Genomic DNA, 16,912 nt, shown 5'->3' with positions numbered 1-16,912 from the left:
CTTATTGCTGTGGCGTGCCGCGCACGTCGAATTCCACCTTCCAGCGCTCGGCGCCGTCAGGGGAAACGGCCAGCAGCTCCAGCGTGCCCGCTTCCGTCACTCTGGCGTGCAGCATGACCTGCACGACGTCGCCGGCCGAGCGGCCTTCGGCGGACAGCGTCGCCTGGATTTCGCTCAGCTCCTGCAATTCATCGGGACCCCAGAAGTCGAGCAAGTCGCCGATCTGGTCGTTGCGGCGCGTGGACGAGGCGAAGAAGCGGAAGTGCACGGGTTCGCCCACGACGAGGCCGAATTGCTGGCCCGGCAATTCCAGCTCGCTGCCTTCTTCCATGCCGAACGGCGCCACGCACAGGGCCTGGATCGGCGGTTCCATGCCGGGGATGGCCGGCATGGCCGATTCGATGGCGACATAGAAGGAACTGGCCGTGCCGCCGCGGATGCGCACGCCATGGCCGCGCCGCACGTAGCTGTAGTAGGCGGCGCCGCGCGCCACGGCCAGGTCCAGGTCGGCGCCGGCCAGCATGCGCGCCGGTTCCGCGCCTTCCATGTACAGCCAGTCGTTGACGGTGGCCATGATGCGCTGCACCAGCAGGTCGGACTTGAACACGCCGCCGTTGAACAGCACGGCCGTCGGGTGCAAAAAGCTGGCGCCTTGCGCCTGGCGGCCGGCAAAGCCTTCCAGTTCGGCGGTCGCCGCCACTTGCCGGCCCAGGAAGGCGGCAAGGTGGCGCGTGATGGCCGCGTCCTGCGCATACGGCAAGCCCAGTTGCGTCAGGCCGGCGCGCGTGCGCACGGCGGGGCGGCTCGACGCTTCCACCTGGGGGAAGAAGCCGTCGAGGATGAAGGTGGATACTTCGGCGCGCGTCAGTTCCGTGCGGATGGAGCCGCCGATCAGTTTCGAGCCGCGGCTGGGCACGACGATCGGTGCCACATCGAGGCCGCTGTCGGCCAGCAGGCTTTCCTTGGCGCTGCGGCAGCCGTAGGTGAGCGCGCGCATCTGCCAGGCGTCCAGCTGGGTGCCGTTGGCGGCCAGCTTGCGCGCCACCAGGTGGGCCAGGGCCAGGTCCATATTGTCGCCGCCGAGCAGGATGTGCTCGCCGACGGCGACCCTGTGCGGTTCCAGCACGCCGTCGCGTTCGAGCACGGCAATCAGCGAAAAGTCGCTGGTGCCGCCGCCCACGTCGACGACCAGGATGATGTCGCCCGGCTTGACTTCCTTGCGCCAGCGGCCTTCGCTGGTCTGGATCCAGCTGTACAGGGCCGCCTGCGGCTCTTCCAGCAGGGTCAGCGAGGCGTAGCCGGCCGCCTGCGCCGCTTCCATCGTCAGCTCGCGCGCGGCCGGATCGAACGAGGCGGGTATCGTCACCGTGATTTCCTGCTCGGCGAACGGCGCTTGCGGGTGGGCGTGGTCCCACGCCTGGCGCAAGTGCGTCAGGTAGCGCGTGGCGGCCGTAATCGGTGAAATGCGCGGCACTTCGGCCGGCGCGTCGTTCGGCAGGATGGCCGCGCGGCGGTCCACGCCCGGGTGGCACAGCCAGCTTTTCGCGCTGGACACCAGACGGATCGGCGTGGTGGCGCCGCGGCTGCGGGCCATTTCGCCGACGACGAACGGCGCTTCGGCTTCTTCCGTGACCCAGGGCAGGGCCAGGTCGCCGGGCGCCACTTCATCGGCGTGCGGCAGGTAGACGAAGGACGGCAGCAGCGGCAGGTCTTCGACCGTGCCGGGCGCCGACAGCTGCGGCACTTTCAGCACGCCGTGGCTGGACTTTTCGCCGTCGCTCTCGACCAGGTTCACATACGACAGGGCGCTGTGGGTGGTGCCCAGGTCGATGCCGATGGCGTAGCGCGGGGTGTGGTTGGCTTGATCGCTCACAGTTCCACCTCGGCCGGGGCCAGGATGGCGGCGTCGTGCTGCTCGCTCAGTTTTGGCAGGCGCACGCTCGAGGCGCGCCAGCCGCGATGGCTCAGGGTGCCCGTAAAAGGCGCCGAACCGACGACGTTGCCCGTCAGGCGTACTTGCGCGGAATCAAAGCCTTCCTGCAGGACGATGCGGCTGCCCTCGGCTTCCTGGCGCACGGCGTCGATGGTGAAATACTCGCGCATGACCTTGGCGCAGCCTTCATGCACGACGCGGGCGGCCGCGCCGATGTCGGCGTCCGCATGGCTGCCCAGGTTTTCCTGGGTGAAGTCGATCAATCGCGCTTCGCGTTGCAGCAGGGCCAGCAATTGCAGGGCGGCGTCCGGCGTGGCTTCCTTTAATATGACGGGCGCGGCGGCCGGCGCCGGCGCCGGAGCCACAGGCGCCACGGGTGCGGCCTCGGGCAGCGACAGTTTTTCCACGCGGGCCGCATAAGCGGCGTCCGAGAGGGTGCTGAAAAAGGCGCCGAAAGCCAGCGGGACTCGGCGCCAGAACGATGGATGGGAAGAAGATGTGCTCATAGGGAACTCGTTTCTCTGATCTGTAGGGAGGCGTCGGCGGCGCGGGCCGCTTCGCAAGGTGGTGCATGCGCCGGTCCGTATTGCTTACTGCCGGCTGGCGTTTGTCCGCATGATACCAGCTAGCGGGCCGGCGCCAAAGTTGCCAGCCCCCACACAGCCTGCCTGGCGCGTGGATTTTCTTTGTTCCTGCGCAAGGAAACGCTCGATTTCGTGCCGCTTCGACTAGAATCGCGCATTATCTTTTCGCATGACCTTGACGCCATGTCCACCGACTTTTCCATATATCTGGCCAGCAGCACCTATATCGACAGCGACCATCCGGCCGTGCGCGCCAGGGCGGCCGCACTGGCGGCAGGTGCCGTGGGCGACGCCGCCATCGCGGCCCGCTGCTTTGCCTTCGTGCGCGACGAGATCGCCCACAGCTGGGATTTCCGGCGCAACCCCGTCACCTGCCGCGCGTCCGACGCCTTGCAGCATGGCACGGGATACTGTTATGCGAAGAGCCATCTGCTGGCCGCGCTGCTGCGCGCCAACGGCATCCCCGCCGGCCTGTGCTACCAGCGCCTGGCCGTCGGCGAAATCGGGCCGCCGTTCTGCCTGCACGGCTTGAATGCCGTGTATCTGCAGGACTTTGGCTGGTACCGCATCGATGCGCGCGGCAACAAGCCTGGTGTCGCCGCCGCCTTCACGCCCCCACGCGAGCAGCTGGCCTTCCCCGTGCTGGCGCCCGAAGAGCGCGATCTGCCGGAAATCTGGGCGGAACCGCTGCCGCAGGTGATCGCGTCGCTGACCGGCCATGCCACGGTGCAGGACGTGGCCGCGCATTTGCCCGATATTGAATTGCTGCCGCAGCACAAATAACTCGAAGAAAGAAATCATGAAAAAAGTATCCATATGTTTGATCGGCCTGATGCTGCTGGCCGGCTGCGGCGGCAAGGGCGAGGGTGGCGGGCAATCGAGCGCCGCGCGCCTCGACGGCAAGGAAAAGGGCAGCGAGTTTCTTGCCTATGAGCATAATGTCAGCGTCGATACGCGCGAGGCGCAGGTGCGGCCCCTGTATGAAAAAGTCGTCGCCGCCTGCAAGGCCGATACGGAAAACGGCTGTTTGCTGCTCGATTCGAGCATCGACAGCGGCCGCTACGTGCACGCGCGCATCAGCATGCGCGCCAAGCCGGCGGGCATCAAAAAGCTCGTCGCGCTGGTCGCGGCCGGCGGCGACGTCACCAGCCAGGGCACCAAGGTGGAAGACCTGGGCCGCCCTGTGCTCGACAGCAAGAAACGCCTGGAAATGCTCAGGCAGTACCAGGCGCAGTTGCAGGACCTGGAAAAGCGCTCGGGCAAGGATGTCGACGCCCTCATCAAGGTGACCAAGGAACTGGCCACCGTGCAGGTGGAGCTGGAGCAGGCGACAGCGGCCAACGCGCTGTTGATGCAGCGCATAGACACGGATTTGCTGAACGTCGCCATCAGCGCCGAAGGCAAGCAATCGTTCTGGACGCCCGTCAAGCGCGCGCTGGGCAATTTTACGGACAACCTGTCCGAAGGCGTGGCCAACGCCATCACGGCCATGGCCTACATCCTGCCGTGGCTGCTCGCGTTCGTCCTGCTGTTCCCGCTGGGCCGCAAGGGCTGGCGCCGCTTGCGAGGTACACCGCGCAAGGATTAAAGCGCAAAGATAGCCGCGTCAGGCGCACCGTTTTACGGCAATTTGAAACCTGGCTGCACAGTCCTTGTGCAGCCAGGTTTTTTTTCGTGCGGCGCGGGCCCCGTGCGCCATGCGGGACGCCTGGCGCCGCTGGCATGCATTCTGCTTTAACAACATCGCAGACCCGGCTTTATCCCCACGAACCCACCACAGGAGTCCCCATGTCACGACGCATCATCCTGAAAGCGGCCGCCGCCGGCGCATTCGCCCTGGCCACGTCCACCTGCATGCAGGCTGCCTGGGCCGCCGATACCATCAAGGTCGGCATCTTGCACTCCCTGTCGGGCACCATGGCCATTTCCGAAACGTCGCTGAAGGACGTGGCGCTGATGACGATCGCGGAAATCAATGCCAAGGGCGGCGTGCTGGGCAAGAAGCTGGAGCCCGTCGTCGTCGATCCCGCGTCGAACTGGCCGCTGTTCGCGGAAAAAGCGAGACAACTGGTGGCGCAGGATAAAGTAGCCGTGGTGTTCGGCTGCTGGACGTCCGTCTCGCGCAAATCCGTCTTGCCGGTGTTCAAGGAACTCAACAGCCTGCTGTTTTACCCCGTGCAATACGAGGGCGAGGAGCTGGAAAAGAACGTGTTTTATACGGGCGCCGCGCCGAACCAGCAAGCGATACCCGCCGTGGAATACCTGATGAGCAAGGATGGCGGCGGCGCCAGGCGCTTCGTGCTGCTGGGCACGGATTACGTGTATCCGCGCACCACCAACAAGATTTTGCGCGCCTTTCTGAAAAGCAAGGGAGTCAAGGATAGCGATATCAGCGAGGTCTACACGCCGTTCGGCCATGCCGACTATCAAACCATCGTCGCCAACATCAAGAAATTCTCGGCTGGCGGCAAGACGGCCGTCATTTCCACCATCAATGGCGATTCCAACGTGCCGTTCTACAAGGAACTGGGCAATGCGGGCCTGAAAGCCACGGACGTGCCCGTCGTCGCGTTTTCCGTGGGCGAGGAAGAGTTGCGCGGCATCGATACCAAGCCGCTGCTCGGGCATCTGGCGGCGTGGAATTATTTCGAATCCGTCAAGAATCCCGTGAATGCGGCCTTCATCAGGCAGTGGAAGGCGTATGCGGTGGCGCAAAAGCTGCCGAACGCGGCTTCGGTGGTGACGAACGACCCGATGGAAGCGACCTATGTCGGCATCCACATGTGGGCGCAAGCCGTGGAAAAAGCGAAATCGACGGACACGGACAAGGTGATCGCCGCCATGGCGGGCCAGAGCATCAAGGCGCCATCGGGCTTCACCCTGACCATGGATGCCACGAATCACCACTTGCACAAGCCCGTGATGATCGGCGAGATCAAGGCCGATGGGCAATTCAATGTCGTGTGGAAAACCAAGGAGCCGATACGCGCCCAGCCGTGGAGCCCGTATATCAAGGGTAATGAGGGCAAGCAGAAGTTGTAGGCGCTGATACTTAACCCAGCAGCAACTGCCGGGGTCGGACCCTCAGGGTCCGACCCCAGTCGTCGCCTTTGGGGGCAGCATACGCCCCCGTGCAATCATTCTTTGGAACGCACATGCAGCTTCTCCCCAAACTGCTGGTCCTCGCCTGCCTGTTGCTATCCTCGCTGGCGCAGGCCGCCATCCCTTCCGACTTGCTCAAGCCGCTCACGGGCGACGATCCCGACGCCAGGGTCGCCGCCGTGGCCCGGATCGCCGCCCTGGCCACGCCCGAGGCCGCCAAGGTGCTGCAAGCGCTGCAGGATGACGCCTTGTATGCCGCGCCCGATGGCAAGGTGTATATCGTCGACGGCGGGCAGGCGATTGACCCGGCAAGCGGCCGGAACGTGCCGTTGCCCGACGGTATCGACGGCGTGATGGTCAACAACCGCTTGCGCGCGGCCGTGGCGGGCGCCCTGTCGGGCTTGCAGCTGCTGGCACCGCAGCGGGCCACGCGGCTGGCGGCCGCGCAAGCCTTGCAAAAAGCGGTCGATCCCGCGCAGCTCCCCCTGATCCGCACCGCGCTGGCGCGGGAAAGCGACGCTGAAATTCAACAACTATTGCAAGTGCTGATCGCCAGCGCCAACCTGCATGCGCCCGATGCCGCCACGCGCAAGGCCGCCGTGCAGGCGCTGGCCGGCAGCAGCGATGCGCGCCTGCTGCCCGTGCTGCAAGCCATGCTGGAGCAGGGCGGTGAACCGGATGAAGCCGTGCAGCTGGCCGCCATCGAGACCCTGCGCCAGATCAAGGGCAGGGTGGCGCGCATGGAATTGGCCGGCAATGTGTTCTATGGCATTTCGCTGGGCAGCGTGCTGCTGCTGGCCGCGCTGGGCCTGGCAATCACCTTCGGCCTGATGGGCATCATCAACATGGCGCATGGCGAATTGCTGATGACAGGCGCCTACACGACCTATCTGTGCCAGCTGTTCTTCCGTGCCTACCTGCCCGGCATGCAGGACGCCTACCTGCTGGCCGCTCTGCCGGCCGCCTTTCTGACGGCGGGACTGGTGGGCGTGGCGCTCGAACGCACGGTGATCCGCTGGCTGTACGGGCGGCCGCTGGAAACCCTGCTGGCCACCTCGGGCATCAGCCTGATCCTGATGCAGCTGGTGCGCACCATCTTCGGCGCGCAAAACGTGGAAGTGGCCAACCCGGCCTGGATGTCGGGCGGCGTGACGGTGCTGGGCGGCCTCGTGCTGCCGTACAACCGCCTGGCCATTATCGGCTTTGCCGTCGTTGTCGTGGTGGCCGTGTGGCTGATCCTGAACAAGACGCGGCTGGGCCTGTTCGTGCGGGCCGTCACGCAAAACCGCCGCATGGCCGATTGCGTGGGCGTGGCCACGGGCAAGGTCGACATGCTGACCTTCGGCCTCGGTTCCGGCATCGCGGGCCTGGGCGGCGTGGCCCTGTCGCAGCTGGGCAATGTGGGGCCGGACCTGGGCCAGAGCTACATCGTCGATTCCTTCATGGTGGTGGTGCTCGGCGGCGTGGGCCAGCTGGCCGGCACCGTGATCGCCGCGCTGGGACTGGGCGAAGTCAACAAATTCCTCGAACCAGTGGCGGGCGCCGTGCTGGCGAAGATCGCCATTTTGATATTCATCATCATTTTCATCCAGCGCCGGCCGCAGGGCCTGTTTGCCATGAAGGGACGCAGCGTCGAATGACTACCTCCTATCCGATCAAACAGGGCCTGTTCTCGCGGCCCGTCTGGCTGGCCATTGCCGCTTGCAGCGTGCTGGCGGCGCTGTTGCCGATTTTTAATCTGGCGTTTGCCGAAGGGCATGCGCTGCACGTATCGGCCTACACGGTGGCGCTGGTGGGCAAGTTCATGTGCTACGCGCTGGCCGCGCTGGCGCTGGACCTCGTCTGGGGCTACACGGGCATCCTGTCCCTGGGCCACGGCGTTTTTTTCGCCTTGGGCGCGTATGCGCACGGCATGTACCTGATGCGCGCCATCGGCGACCAGGGCCAGTACCACAGCAGCTTGCCCGATTTCATGGTCTTTCTCGACTGGAAGACCTACCCCTGGTACTGGGCGTTTACGGAACATTTCTGGTACTGCATGGCCCTTGTCGTGCTGGTGCCGGGCGTGCTGGCGTTTGTGTTCGGTTACTTTGCCTTTCGCTCGCGCATCAAGGGCGTGTATTTTTCCATCATCACGCAGGCGATGACGTATGCCTTCATGCTCTTGTTCTTCCGCAATGACACCGGCTTTGGCGGCAACAACGGTTTCACGGATTTCAAGACGATATTGGGCCACAGCATCACGGCGCCCGCCACCCGCGCCGTGCTGTTCCTGCTGACCCTGGCCATCCTGCTGGCGGCCCTGATCGGCGCGCGCGCCATCGTCACGTCGAAACTGGGCAGGGTGCTGCAGGGCGTGCGCGACAGCGAGGCGCGGCTGATGTTTCTCGGCTACAACCCGCTGTGGTTCAAGCTGTTTGTCTGGACCCTGTCGGCCGTGCTGTGCGGCATTGCCGGCGCCCTGTACGTGCCGCAGGTGGGCATCATTAACCCGTCCGAGATGTCGCCCGCCAACTCCATCGAAATGGTCGTGTGGGTGGCCGTCGGCGGGCGCGGCACCTTGCTCGGCCCGATCGTGGGCGCCTTCACCGTCAACGGCTTGAAAAGCTGGTTCACGGCGGCATTGCCGGAACTGTGGTTGTTCGCGCTGGGCTTGCTCTTCATCGGCGTGACCCTGTTCATGCAGCAGGGCATGCTCGGTGTATTGCGCAAGATCAAATCCAGGAAAAGCGCCGCCGTGGCAGAGGAGGCCGCATGAGCATCCGCATGTTGCCCGGCATGGCCGGCACGGAAGCGGGGCCGACATATTCGCGTGTAAAGGGCGAGGGCGTCGACACGACCCATGGCGCGATTTTGTACCTGGAAGACATCAGCGTGTCGTTCGACGGCTTCAAGGCCATTAATAAACTGAGCCTCGATATTTCCGTGGGCGAGTTGCGCTGCATCATAGGCCCGAATGGCGCGGGCAAGACGACGATGATGGATGTCATCACCGGCAAGACGCGGCCCACGTCCGGTACGGCCTGGTTCGGTCAGACCATGAATCTGGCGACGATGACGGAAGCGCAGATCGCCCACGCGGGCATCGGCCGCAAGTTCCAGCGCCCCACCGTGTTCGAGCAGCACACGGTGTTCGACAACCTGGAACTGGCGATGAAGATGGACAAGCGCGTGGCGCCCACCCTGTTTGCGCGCCTGTCTTCCGAGCAGGCAGGCAGGATCGAAGCGATCTTGCGCCTGATCCGCCTGCATGGCCACGAAGCGCGGCCGGCGGGACTGCTGTCGCACGGGCAAAAGCAGTGGCTGGAGATCGGCATGCTGCTGATGCAGGAGCCGCAGCTGATTTTATTGGACGAACCGGTGGCCGGCATGTCGGATGCGGAAACGGCGCGCACGGCGGAATTGCTCAATGAATTGCGCGGCAAGCATTCGATCATGGTGGTCGAGCACGACATGGGTTTCGTCACGGACATTGCGCAACAAGGCATCGTCACCGTGCTGCATGAAGGGGCCGTGCTGGCGCAGGGACGCATGGACGAGGTGCAAGCGGACGAGCGCGTGATCGACGTCTATCTGGGAAGGTAACCATGCTCGAAGTGCAAGAATTGAATCAATACTATGGCTCCTCGCACACCTTGCGCGGCATCAATTTGTCGGCGCGCAAGGGCGAATGCCTGGCCTTGCTGGGGCGGAATGGCGTGGGCAAGACGACCTTGCTCAAATGCCTGATGGGCGTGCTGCCCGTGGCGCAGGGCAGGGTCGTGCTCGATGGCCGCGACATCACGGCACTGGCGCCGCATGCGCGGGCCAGGCTGGGCATGGCTTACGTGCCGCAGGGGAGGGATATCTTTGCGCGCCTGACGGTCGAGGAAAACTTGCTGATGGGCATGGCGGTGAAACGGGGCAGGCAAGGTTCGCGCATCGATCCCCATGTGTATGAGTTATTTCCTGTATTAAAAGAGATGCTGGCGCGGCGCGGCGGCGATTTGTCCGGCGGGCAACAGCAGCAGCTGGCCATCGCGCGCGCCCTGCTGGCCCGGCCGCAGCTGATCATCTTCGACGAACCGACGGAAGGGATTCAGCCGTCCGTCATCAAGGATATCGGCAGGGTCATTGCCCTATTGAAACAGCGGGGCGATATGGCCATCGTGCTGTGCGAACAGTATTTCGACTTCGCCCGCGAGCTGGCCGAGGAATTCATCGTGCTGTCGCGGGGGCAGGTGGTGGCCAGCGGCAGGGCGGAACAGATGGATGGCGAGGACGTGAAGCGCCACCTGGCCGTGTAGGCCTGCTACACGAGCTGCAGCCAGCCGAGGATGGCGCCGCCCGCCAGCAGCCACAATAAATGGATCTTCGTGCGCCAGATGATCAGGCCAGCCACGATGGACAAGCTCCACAGGGGCCAGTCCGTGGCCAGGGTATGGTTGGCGCCGCCCAGTATCATGCCGGTGGATATCAGCAGGGCGACGACGATGGGCGCCATGCCTTGCTTGAAGGCGCGCACGGGGCGCAGGTCGCGGTTGCGGTAGCCCCACTGGGCCGCCACGTAGGTGAGGGTGGTGCTGGGCAGCATGATGCCTACCATCGTGATGAATACGCCAAGATACGCGGCCGTGTAGCTGCCCGCGTTCATGCCCACGTTCCAGCCCATCAGGGCGACGAACAGCACGTTGGGACCCGGTGCGGCTTGCGCGATGGCGATCGACTCATTGAACTGGGCCTGCGTCAGCCAGCCGTGCTGTTCCACCAGGAAGCGGTGCATTTCGGACGTGGTGGAAATGGCGCCGCCGATCGACATCAGCGACAGCATCAGGTAGTGGCCGAACAGGTTCAGCCAGTCGCCCGCGCTCAAGGCCAGTTGCAGGGGCGGATTCATGAAGACAACTTCCGGTACGTCAGCAGGCAGCCGATGCCGCCCAGTCCCAGCAGGATGTACAGCAGGGGCCAGCGGAAGACCGCCACCGTCAGCACGCCCAGCACGACCAGGGGCAGGGTCAGCCACAGGGGCAGCGGATGCCTGCCCAGCGCGGCGGCCAGTTTCACGCCCGTGGCGGCGATCATGCCGGCCGACACGGCGGCCATGCCGCGCAGGGCGCCGGCCATCTGCGCATTGTCGCCAAAGCGCGTGTACAGCACGCCCAGCAGCAGGACGATGACGAGGGGCACGGCCAGCATGCCGGCCAGGGCCGTCAACGCGCCTTTCAAACCGAAATAGCGCCCGCCCACCATCAGCGACAGGTTCACCACGTTCGGTCCCGGCATGATTTGCGCCACGGCCCAGTCTTCCAGGAACTCTTCTTGCGTGAGCCAGCGCTTGCGTTCCACCATCTCGCGCTGGATCACGGCCAGCACGCCGCCAAAGCCTTGCAGGGCCAGCCACGTAAACGAGAAGAACAGGTCGGCAAGCGAGGCGGGCTGCGGGCGGGACGGGGCGGGCGGAAGGGGCGAGGGCATGGCTGATTATCGCCGTGGCCGAGCGCCCTTGTCCATCGCTTTCGGCTGCAGTTGTGCCTGCAAGAAAAAAACGTGACTCATGTTTCCCTGCCATTGACATCGAGAATTTATCAGCAATACTTTTATGGGCAATACGACCGCTGTCCATGTCCGCGCTGACGCGGTTCGCACCGCCACGCCGTCTCCCCCTCCGTTCCCCCTTCGCAGGAGTTGCTCACCATGCCTAATTCCCCAGAAACGCTGCATATGCCCGTCAAAACCGTGGTGCTGCACGCCCGGGTCGATCAGAAGATGTGCGATATCGTCAACCTGGGCATTGCCGTGCAAGCCGCCTTCAGTACCTTGTGTGCGCTGGAATACCTGAAGTCATACAATCTGTCGCCCGAGCTGATCGAGCGCGTGCTGTTGCATCCGGAGCAGCGCCGCCAGGCCTTGCATTGAATGGCCGCGGGCAACAGTGTTGCCCGCATTCACGATCGGACGTTGTCGAATTGCTCATTACGGCTCAGTTATGCACAAATGATGAGCGAGCGGAATTGGCGAAATAATTTTCCTGTGATTATGTGTGAGTTTCTAAGTTGTTGATTTTGTTGATTTTTATTTTTGCTGTTTGATTGAGCAGTTTATTGAAAGCCGCACTGGCTGCGGCTTTGAAGGCTGTCAATAGGCGCTTATCCACAAAGATATCCACAGTCCGTGTGGATATCTGAAAAAGCGCTTAACAATCCGCCACTTAGGATATTTTGACAAATCCGCGCGCGCCATCGGCCCCCGCGCGGCAGCAAAACAGGGCATGGCGCAACGCTGTATGCCCATCCAGTGCTCTTGTTTTATGACTGAAAGTAGCGCGCGCCGTTCACGGCGTGTCGCTGCGCCGGGCGAGGGCGGCGGCCAGGTCGGCCAGTTGCTGCTCGGCTTCGCGCAGGGTGGCGTAAGTGCGCAGCGAGGCGATCACCGTGGTAAACAGCTTGCGCGTGGTCAAGTCCGTCTTGCACCAGAAATCGTTGATGTCGTAATCGATGATGATGCGGTGTTCCAGCGCCTGGCCCGGCTGTCCCGTGCGCAGGATGATGCGCACGGCGCTGTTGTGCAGTTCTTCGCGGATCTGGCGCGCCACTTGCAGGCCCGCATCCTGCGTTTCCATGATGACATCGAGCAGCACGACGGCGATATCGGGTGTGCCGCGCAGCACGGCCAGCGCTTCGGCGCCCGAATATGCATGCAGGAAACTCAGCCTGCGTCCCTGGAAGCTGGCCTGGCTGAGGGCGAACTTGGTTACCACGTGCACATCGACATCGTCGTCGACGATGAGTACGCGCCACGGCGGCGCGCTGGCCTGCTCGGAGGCGGCGCCGGCATGCTCCAGCGGCTCATCCATCAGCCAGTCGGGTTCATCGGCCGCCTTGGCGGCGCTGTCGCTATCCATGTCCATGCGTTTTCCAGCGTTGATCGTGCTTGCCCATTCACACTATGCCAGTCTACCGGGTTTGTCAAAACAATGCTGTCGAAGCAAGGCATTTGCGTATCCGCGCCCCTTATGCACAGCAAAATATATTTTCATTGCAGCAGGGTAACTTTGCTCAAGCGCAAAATCCTGATTGTAAGTCCTTGATTTCATTGGGGTAAAAAAATGCCTGTGAAAACGGCAAATTGTTGAAACCCGCATCAATGCTGGCGTTGCGGCTTGTCAAGAGGGGCTTATCAACAACTTTATCCACAGTTGCTGTGGATATCTAAAAAAGCCGTGCAAAAACCGGGACTTGGAACCCGATGATCAGGGAGCGCGTGAACACTCACGCGGCCAGGCCTTCCCCGGCCAGTGCCGCAAATGCCTGCAGGAAGCGCTGCTTGGCTTCGGCCGGCCCCATGGCGTCGATTATACCGGGCAGGGGGGCGATGTCGTCAAGGTAGGCCCAGCGCTCGGCCGAGTGGGGCATCAGGTCGCGCTTTTCCGTCGCCAGCGCGATCAGGTCGGCCCGCTTGATGGGCGCGTAATCGGAAAAATCGATGCCATAGGTGGCGGCGATGATGGCGCTCACCTTGTCTTCCAGCGCGGCAAACTCCGGCAGCAGCACTTTCAGCGGCTTCACCATGTCGCCCAGGTAAGCCTCGGCCGCGTCGTGCAGCAGGGCGGCCAGGCGCAGCGGCGGCGGCACCAGGCTGGCGACGATCAGGCTGTGCTGGGCAACGGAATAAAACACTTGCGTCTGGCCATTGAAGCGGCACTGGTAAGCGAGGCCGTGGGCGATGTCCTCGATGGCGACCTTGTCGATGTGCGGGCGCAAGGGATAGAAACGGTTGCCGGAATAAGTGGAAACGTAGTCGGTGGTAATCATTGCCTGTGCCTGGATACTCAAGAGGTTTCATCGTACACCCGATGGCCGGGGCGCGCCCCGGCCGCCGTACGCAAGCCGTGCGCCCTGCGCAAGCGGTTTCCTGCCGGGACGGAAACTAAGCTATGCATCTTGGCAAATCCTTTAATTTATTTCATATCATTCATTGTTCTTTCTCAATACACTGTAGCAATCTTGTTTGTCTGAAACTTCAATGAGGAGCAGGGCAATGGCGGCGCAACCTTCGGCAAGACCTTCGTATATCTATCAGGGCGGTTCGGTGATGATGCACTCGCCGCTGCGGCTGAAACAGTCGGAAATGTACGGCTATTTCGTCAGGGGCGACCTGGCCAGGCTGCAATCGACCGTCAATACCACCCTGAACCAGGTGGCGGGCAGCAGGATGACCCTGAAAGCCCTGTCGCCCTACGTGATGCTGACCTTCACGCGCGTCAACCATGCCGATTCCGCCAATCCCGTCGACCAGGCCAAGGGCTGGATCACGGAAGTGGACATCGTCACCTGGATCATGGTGGGCCAGATGGATGAGCACGGCAAGCTCGCGCACATCTACTGGTATCCGTGCCATATTTTCGTCGATGACGCCATGGCCCTGATCAACGGGCGCGAGCTGTTCGGCTATCCGAAATACCTGTGCGACTACGAGATTCCCGCGGCCGGCAGCGAGCCGCTGCGCTGCTCCGTGGCGGCCAAGGGCTTTCAGCATTTCTCGCCGGAAACGAAACTGGCCCTGCATCCGCTGCTGGAAGTCAACGCCACCGTGCAGACGGGGCCGCACAAGAGCGTCAACAGTTTCCTGGAACTCATCGAACAGGCCTTCAAGATCTTCCTCTCCATTCCCGATTTCTTTGACATGGATCAGGCCGGCTGGGCCGACATCCTGTCGCTGCTGCGCAATCCGCGCATCGACCAGATCTTCCTCAAGCAATTCCCCGACAGCGCGGGCGTGCAGGCCGTGTACCAGGCGCTGGTGGCCGCGCCGGCCGAGATCAACCGCCTGCACAGCGCGCGCCTGCTCGGCTATGAATACGAGTGCACGGTACACGCCTTCGACAGCTTCCCGCTGGAGCAGACCCTGGGCTTGCAGCTGGGGCCGCAGGCGGCGATCTTGCCGTTCAATGTGAGCTTCGATTTCACGGCCATGCCGGGCGAGGAACTGGTCGACAATTCCCGCATCGCGCCGGAAAAGATCGCCATCCTGGGCGGCGGCGTGGCCGCCATGACCGCCGCGTATTATCTGACGAACCAGCCGGGGTGGCAGAACCGGCACGACATCACCGTCTACCAGCTGGGCTGGCGCCTCGGCGGCAAGGGCGCCAGCGGGCGCAACGCGCAGGCGGGCCAGCGCATCGAGGAGCATGGCCTGCACATCTGGTTCGGCTTTTATGCGAACGCCTTCAGGATGATCAAGGAAGCCTACGCCAGCCTGGAACGCCCGCCCGGCGCGCCGCTGGCCACCTGGCGCGACGCCTTCAAGCAGCACGATTACGTGGCCCTGTCCGAAGACGTCAAGGGCCAGTGGCGCAACTGGTCCATCGTCTTTCCCGCCTTGCCGGGCGAACCGGGCGAGGGCGGCGAAGACATCACCCTGTGGCAGATGGCCATCGCCATGGTGGGCTGGATCGAGCAGTGGCTGCGCCAGATCCGGCAGGTGGCCGACGCCGATGCGCGCATCGTGCGCGCCAGCGCATCGCAAGGAGAGGGCGTGTGGCCGGGCTGGCTGCGCCGCCTGGCCGACGCGGTGGTGGGGCAGGCCGATGAACTGGGGCTGGACGTGGGCTTGTCCGTCGGCGCGCTGGCCGCGCTGGTGGCCGACCTGGCGCCGGACTCCGCGCGCCACGACCAGGCCCGCCACCAGCTGCTGGCCGGTACCCTGAACGGCATCCGCGCCTGGCTGCGCCTGCGCTACCGCGCATTGATCGACGGCGACGATGAACTGCGCCGCCTGTTCATCTGCCTGGACCTGGGCATCACGGTCATGAAGGGCATGTTCGACGATGGCGTCTTCAGGAACGGCTTTGACGTCATCAACGACATCGATTTCCGCGACTGGCTCAAAAAACATGGCGGCGACGAGCAGTTCAGCGTCAATTCGGCGCCGGTGCGCGGCTTTTACGACCTGGTGTTCGCCTACGAGGGCGGCGATTTTGCGAAACCGAACATCGAGGCAGGCACTTTGCTGCGGGCGATGGCGCGCATCGGCCTGGCCTACAAGGGCGGCATCATGTTCAAGATGCAGGCCGGCATGGGCGACACGATCTTCACGCCGCTGTACCAGGTGCTGAAAAAGCGCGGCGTGAAATTCAAGTTCTTCCAGCGCGTGGAAGAACTGGTGCCGGGCGCGGGCGACATCGACAGCATCCGCATCAGCGAGCAGGCGCAGTTGAAGGACCCGGCCGCCGGCTATGCGCCGCTGGTGGACGTCAAAGGCCTGGCCTGCTGGCCCAGTGCGCCCGATTATGCGCAGCTTGATCCCGCGCAAGCGGCGCTGCTGCAAGCGCAGGAAGTCAACCTGGAATCGTACTGGAGCGACTGGCCGCAGCAGTACCAGCAGGCGTTCGGCCGGCAGCTGCCCGTCACGGTACTGAAGAAGGGCGTGGACTTCGACAAGGTGGTGTTCGGCATTTCCATCGGTGCGCTGCCCGCCCTGTGTCCGCAGTTGCTGGCGCAAAGCCCGGCCCTGCAGCTGGCGTCCGACAAGGTGAAAACGGTGGCCACGCAGGCCTATCAGGTGTGGCTCAACAAGAACCTGGCGCAGATGGGCTGGACCACGCAGCCGAAGGGCCAGCAGCCGGTGCTGTCGGCCTTCACGGAGCCGTACGACACGTGGGCGCCGATGGACCAGTTGCTGGCGCGCGAGGACTGGCCGGCGGGGCTGGAGCCGAAAAACGTCTCCTACTTTTGCAGCGCCTTCCCCGTCGACAGCTACCCGCCCGTCACCGACACGGCATTTCCTGCCCGCTGCGCGGCCAGGGCGAAAGCGGGCGCGCTGCACCAGCTGGAGCGCGAAATCGGCGCGCTGTGGCCCGAGGCGGGCGCTCCCGGCGCGTTTCCGTGGCAATGGCTGGTCGACGCCAGGGCGGGCACGGGCCCGGCGCGCTTCGACAGCCAGTACTGGCGCGCCAATGTGGACCCGTCCGAGCGCTACGTGATGTCGGTGGTGAACAGCACGCAGTACCGGCTGGCCACCGACCAGTCGGGTTTTTCCAACCTGTTCCTCACGGGCGACTGGATCAGGACGGGCCTGAACGCGGGCTGCGTGGAGGCGGCCGTGATGGCCGGCATGCAGACCTCGCGCGCCATGACGGGCTATCCGGCCGTGATCCAGGGAGAGACAGACTTCCAGGCATGATGGCGCTTCATTCAATCCTGCGCGAGGGCGCCCAGCGAGGCCTGCTGTTCCTGTGCTTGATCCTGCTCAAGCAGCACGCGGGCGCGGCGCCGCCCGGCGCCATCGTGCTGTGGCCCGGCGCGCCGCCCGGCGG

General features: G+C 63.8%; 15 protein-coding genes. 9 read left to right on the top strand and 6 right to left on the bottom strand.

Annotated elements, in window-relative coordinates:
* Position 1 precedes the first annotated feature (1 nt).
* Together CBW50_RS25040 and CBW50_RS25035 are read right to left on the bottom strand one after the other, a co-directional pair.
* Positions 2 to 1,873, bottom strand: coding sequence for an Hsp70 family protein (locus CBW50_RS25040; RefSeq protein ID WP_086148031.1), 1,872 nt, complete (start codon positions 1,871 to 1,873; stop codon positions 2 to 4).
* A complete protein-coding gene (locus CBW50_RS25035; RefSeq protein ID WP_086148030.1) occupies positions 1,870 to 2,439 on the bottom strand; it encodes a DUF2760 domain-containing protein in 570 nt (189 codons plus the stop codon). Before CBW50_RS25035 ends, CBW50_RS25040 begins: the two co-directional genes overlap by 4 nt.
* 180 nt (positions 2,440 to 2,619) lie before the next feature.
* Between CBW50_RS25035 and CBW50_RS25030 the strand changes: the two genes are divergently transcribed.
* The 7 genes from CBW50_RS25030 (at position 2,620) to urtE (ending at position 9,905) form a co-directional block, all read left to right on the top strand.
* Positions 2,620 to 3,300, top strand: coding sequence for a transglutaminase family protein (locus CBW50_RS25030; protein WP_216356408.1), 681 nt, complete (start codon positions 2,620 to 2,622; stop codon positions 3,298 to 3,300).
* Positions 3,301 to 3,316: 16 nt separating this feature from the next.
* Positions 3,317 to 4,105: a DUF4349 domain-containing protein gene (locus CBW50_RS25025; RefSeq protein WP_086148029.1), complete on the top strand. Its 789-nt coding sequence runs from the start codon at positions 3,317 to 3,319 to the stop codon at positions 4,103 to 4,105.
* A 200-nt stretch (positions 4,106 to 4,305) separates the two neighbouring features.
* Positions 4,306 to 5,559, top strand: coding sequence for an urea ABC transporter substrate-binding protein (gene urtA / locus CBW50_RS25020; RefSeq protein WP_086148028.1), 1,254 nt, complete (start codon positions 4,306 to 4,308; stop codon positions 5,557 to 5,559).
* A 113-nt stretch (positions 5,560 to 5,672) separates the two neighbouring features.
* Positions 5,673 to 7,259, top strand: a complete 1,587-nt coding sequence (urtB, locus tag CBW50_RS25015; protein ID WP_086148027.1) for an urea ABC transporter permease subunit UrtB — start codon at positions 5,673 to 5,675, stop codon at positions 7,257 to 7,259.
* Positions 7,256 to 8,377, top strand: a complete 1,122-nt coding sequence (urtC, locus tag CBW50_RS25010) for an urea ABC transporter permease subunit UrtC (protein ID WP_086148026.1) — start codon at positions 7,256 to 7,258, stop codon at positions 8,375 to 8,377. Before urtB ends, urtC begins: the two co-directional genes overlap by 4 nt.
* Before the next feature lie 20 nt (positions 8,378 to 8,397).
* A complete protein-coding gene (gene urtD / locus CBW50_RS25005; RefSeq protein ID WP_226935997.1) occupies positions 8,398 to 9,204 on the top strand; it encodes an urea ABC transporter ATP-binding protein UrtD in 807 nt (268 codons plus the stop codon).
* Between the two features lie 2 nt (positions 9,205 to 9,206).
* Entirely contained in the window at positions 9,207 to 9,905 is a 699-nt protein-coding gene (gene urtE, locus CBW50_RS25000) for an urea ABC transporter ATP-binding subunit UrtE (protein ID WP_086148024.1), read from the top strand.
* Positions 9,906 to 9,910: 5 nt separating this feature from the next.
* Here urtE and CBW50_RS24995 read toward each other — a convergent pair whose 3' ends face one another.
* Both CBW50_RS24995 and CBW50_RS24990 read right to left on the bottom strand, forming a co-directional pair.
* Positions 9,911 to 10,495, bottom strand: a complete 585-nt coding sequence (locus tag CBW50_RS24995; RefSeq protein ID WP_086148023.1) for a chromate transporter — start codon at positions 10,493 to 10,495, stop codon at positions 9,911 to 9,913.
* Positions 10,492 to 11,073 carry a chromate transporter gene (locus tag CBW50_RS24990; RefSeq protein WP_086148022.1) on the bottom strand — a complete coding sequence of 194 codons (582 nt, stop codon included), beginning with the start codon at positions 11,071 to 11,073 and terminating at the stop codon, positions 10,492 to 10,494. The genes CBW50_RS24995 and CBW50_RS24990 overlap by 4 nt, the downstream gene beginning before the upstream one ends.
* Before the next feature lie 219 nt (positions 11,074 to 11,292).
* Here CBW50_RS24990 and CBW50_RS24985 point away from each other — a divergent pair, with 219 nt between their 5' ends.
* Positions 11,293 to 11,514 (top strand): hypothetical protein, encoded by a 222-nt coding sequence (locus CBW50_RS24985; protein WP_086148021.1) that lies wholly within the window; start codon positions 11,293 to 11,295, stop codon positions 11,512 to 11,514.
* A 415-nt stretch (positions 11,515 to 11,929) separates the two neighbouring features.
* Here CBW50_RS24985 and CBW50_RS24980 read toward each other — a convergent pair whose 3' ends face one another.
* A complete protein-coding gene (locus CBW50_RS24980; protein WP_226935879.1) occupies positions 11,930 to 12,505 on the bottom strand; it encodes a response regulator in 576 nt (191 codons plus the stop codon).
* Between the two features lie 361 nt (positions 12,506 to 12,866).
* Entirely contained in the window at positions 12,867 to 13,409 is a 543-nt protein-coding gene (locus tag CBW50_RS24975) for a phosphohydrolase (RefSeq protein ID WP_086148020.1), read from the bottom strand.
* A gap of 226 nt (positions 13,410 to 13,635) precedes the next feature.
* Here CBW50_RS24975 and CBW50_RS24970 point away from each other — a divergent pair, with 226 nt between their 5' ends.
* Positions 13,636 to 16,779 (top strand): NAD(P)-binding protein, encoded by a 3,144-nt coding sequence (locus CBW50_RS24970; RefSeq protein WP_226935881.1) that lies wholly within the window; start codon positions 13,636 to 13,638, stop codon positions 16,777 to 16,779.
* The last annotated feature ends 133 nt before the right edge of the window (positions 16,780 to 16,912 follow it).

The organism is Janthinobacterium sp. GW458P, from assembly GCF_002127585.1.
In the GTDB taxonomy this organism is placed as follows: domain Bacteria; phylum Pseudomonadota; class Gammaproteobacteria; order Burkholderiales; family Burkholderiaceae_D; genus Janthinobacterium.
Note: the sequence above shows the minus strand (reverse complement) of the source record. Positions and strands in the feature narration are given on the sequence as shown.